A 3,306-nucleotide genomic window follows, 5' to 3' on the forward strand; every position below is an offset into this window, starting at 1 on the left:
GATTATGAATTGCTACATAGTGGTGACTTTGATTATGAAATGAATGATATTCCTTATACTTATCACGGTAAGCCTTTTACTGGTTTATTTTATGATTACTCTTCAGGATTTGTATTAGGTGAATCACTATGTATTAACGGTTGGATTGTAAAAGATATTAGTTATCATCCTGATGGTACAGGTCGAATAAAAAGGTACGAAGAAAAACATATTGATATTACCGAAACAACTGGCGATAGAACTTGGTATCTGGAGTGGGAAAATAATGCATGTAAAAGGATTGAATCACGCTATTTAGATTATGCAGAAACAGATCATTCAGGTAATTTAGAATTACATTTCAATGAACAAGAACAGATTAAACAAGCAATTATTGAGGGTGATTATGCTTATGTCTCATTATTAGTGCCTCGAGATGATCTTGGTCTTGATTTTAAAACCTTTGATGATTTATTGGCAAAACAGAATATTTTTGCCGATAACCTCTCTATCTGGTCAATTGAGGATTCATTATTTAACCAATGGTTAGATCGTGGACTGTTAAATCAGGTTAAGCAATTAGAGTTATGCTATGCAAATATAGAACTTTCAACCATTGGAAGATTGGCTGAATTACCTGCTTTACAAACATTAAATTATCGAGAATCTTCCGTATATAAAACGAATCTCGTTTATGCTGAAAAACAAAAACAGCAATATCGAGCACAAGCGCTTGCCTTATTTGCCCTACAACAAAATAGTAATATCAAAATAACCTTTAATGACGGCAGAATCGATTATTTTCAAGAATTCTTACCCGATGATTTAAAACATCAACTAACTTAATAGATTAAAAATCATGATTGAATCATCGTTGCTTGATATGCAAAGCCAAATTCAAAAATGAAATTATAAAATGAATTTAAATGAAGAATTATTAGAACTATTAAGAGAAAATGCTAAAAAAGGTAAAGAGATTAATTTTTTAATAAAGTTAATCAAGGATAGAGTTGATTCTAGTGACTTTAATTCTTTTCTTGTAATAAATTACTTTATGCAAGCGTATCATTTATCTTTTTGTCAAATAAAAGAGTTACCAGGTGCTTTTTGTATGGGAGGAGGCGTATACTCTGATGAGGAAATCAATGCACTTATTTATCCACATATAAAGAAAAGTTTATAACAATCATATTGCCTTTTTGTAATTGGATACAGCAAAAATATAACCTATACTAAATCTTGAACACTAGGTGTTGATAATATAAAAAGATTAAGGTTCCCATATGATGAAAGTCAGAATAGAACTGAATCAACTAGAAAAGCGCAGTAATTACTACTTTTATAACGATACGCCATTTAATGGCGAAGCTTACGATCATCGAGATAATCAACTTTATCAGGTATACGAAATTACCGACGGTATTATTACAGGTAGTCGAGATTATGGTGTTTTTGAAGCCAATGGTATGATAAAGGTCGATTATGAATTGTTACATAGCGGTGACTTTGATTATGAAATGAACGACATCCGTTATTCTTATCAAGGAAAACCATTTACAGGTTTATGTTATCAATATAGTTTTGGTTTTGTACAAGTCGAACATTTGTGTATTGATGGTTGGTTTGTTAAAACTATCGGTTATTATCCCGATGGTACAGGTCGAATAAAAAGATACGAAGAAAAACAAATTGATATTACCGAAACAACTGGTGATAGAGAGTGGTTATTGGAGTGGGAAAATAATGTATGTAAAAGGATTGAATCACGCTATTTAGATTATGCAGAAACAGATCATTCAGGTAATATAAAATTATATTTCAACGATCAAAAACAAATCAGCCGAGCAATTATTGAGGATGATTATGTTTATGTTTCCTTATTAGTACCTAGAGATGATTTAGGTCTTGATTTTAAAACCTTTGATGATTTATTGGCAAAACAGGATATTTTTGCCGATAACCTCTCTATCTGGTCAATTGAGGATTCATTATTTAACCAACTGTTAGATCGCGGGCTCTTAAATCAAATAACGCAGTTAGAGTTATCCTACACAAATATTGAATATTCTACCTTTGCTAGATTAGCTCAATTACCTTCTTTACAGACATTAAAATGTAAAGAATCTTCCGTCTATAAAATAGACCTCGTTGCTGCCGAAAAACAAAAACAGCAATATCAAGCGCAAGCACTCGCATTATTTGCCCTACAACAAAATAGCAATATAAAAATAACCTTTAATGACGGCAGAATCGATTATTTTCAAGAATTCTTACCCGATGATTTAAAACAACAGCTTACTTAACAGATTAAAAAATCATGATAGTCAGAATAGAACTCAATCAACTAGAAAAGCGCAGTAATGACTACTTTTATAACGATACGCCATTTAATGGCGAAGCTTACGATCATCGAGATAATCAACTTTATCAAGTATATGAAATTACCGACGGTATTGTTACTGGTAGTCGAGATTATGGCTTTTTTGGAACTAACGGTATGGTAAAAGTCGATTATGAATTGCTACATAGTGGTGACTTTGATTATGAAATGAATGATATTCCTTATACTTATCACGGTAAGCCTTTTACTGGTTTATTTTATGATTACTCTTCAGGATTTGTATTAGGTGAATCACTATGTATTAACGGTTGGATTGTAAAAGATATTAGTTATCATCCTGATGGTACAGGTCGAATAAAAAGGTACGAAGAAAAACATATTGATATTACCGAAACAACTGGCGATAGAACTTGGTATCTGGAGTGGGAAAATAATGCATGTAAAAGGATTGAATCACGCTATTTAGATTATGCAGAAACAGATCATTCAGGTAATTTAGAATTACATTTCAATGAACAAGAACAGATTAAACAAGCAATTATTGAGGGTGATTATGCTTATGTCTCATTATTAGTGCCTCGAGATGATCTTGGTCTTGATTTTAAAACCTTTGATGATTTATTGGCAAAACAGAATATTTTTGCCGATAACCTCTCTATCTGGTCAATTGAGGATTCATTATTTAACCAATGGTTAGATCGTGGACTGTTAAATCAGGTTAAGCAATTAGAGTTATGCTATGCAAATATAGAACTTTCAACCATTGGAAGATTGGCTGAATTACCTGCTTTACAAACATTAAATTATCGAGAATCTTCCGTATATAAAACGAATCTCGTTTATGCTGAAAAACAAAAACAGCAATATCGAGCACAAGCGCTTGCCTTATTTGCCCTACAACAAAATAGTAATATCAAAATAACCTTTAATGACGGCAGAATCGATTATTTTCAAGAATTCTTACCCGATGATTTAAAACATCAACT

At 31.8% G+C, this 3,306-nt stretch carries 4 protein-coding genes; all 4 read left to right on the forward strand.

The features are described 5' to 3' along the window. Nucleotides 1-825: hypothetical protein (locus tag A9G47_RS14265; protein WP_176700680.1), on the forward strand; the 825-nt coding region annotated here is incomplete at its 5' end. 70 nt (nucleotides 826-895) lie between these two features. Then, nucleotides 896-1,162: a hypothetical protein gene (locus A9G47_RS08070; RefSeq protein WP_065568307.1), complete on the forward strand. Its 267-nt coding sequence runs from the start codon at nucleotides 896-898 to the stop codon at nucleotides 1,160-1,162. A 100-nt stretch (nucleotides 1,163-1,262) separates the two neighbouring features. Further along, entirely contained in the window at nucleotides 1,263-2,282 is a 1,020-nt protein-coding gene (locus A9G47_RS08075; protein WP_141674840.1) for a hypothetical protein, read from the forward strand. Between the two features lie 14 nt (nucleotides 2,283-2,296). Next, a partial coding sequence (locus A9G47_RS08080; protein ID WP_141674841.1) for a hypothetical protein occupies nucleotides 2,297-3,306 on the forward strand: 1,010 nt, incomplete at its 3' end.

Source organism: Gilliamella sp. WF3-4 (assembly GCF_001690275.1).
GTDB classification, from domain to species: Bacteria; Pseudomonadota; Gammaproteobacteria; order Enterobacterales; family Orbaceae; genus Gilliamella; species Gilliamella apicola_C.

Coding starts and splice junctions, on each gene's coding strand:
- A9G47_RS08070 (WP_065568307.1), top strand. CDS start 896: ATGAATTTAAATGAAGAATTATTAGAACTATTAAGAGAAAATGCTAAA.
- A9G47_RS08075 (WP_141674840.1), top strand. CDS start 1,263: ATGATGAAAGTCAGAATAGAACTGAATCAACTAGAAAAGCGCAGTAAT.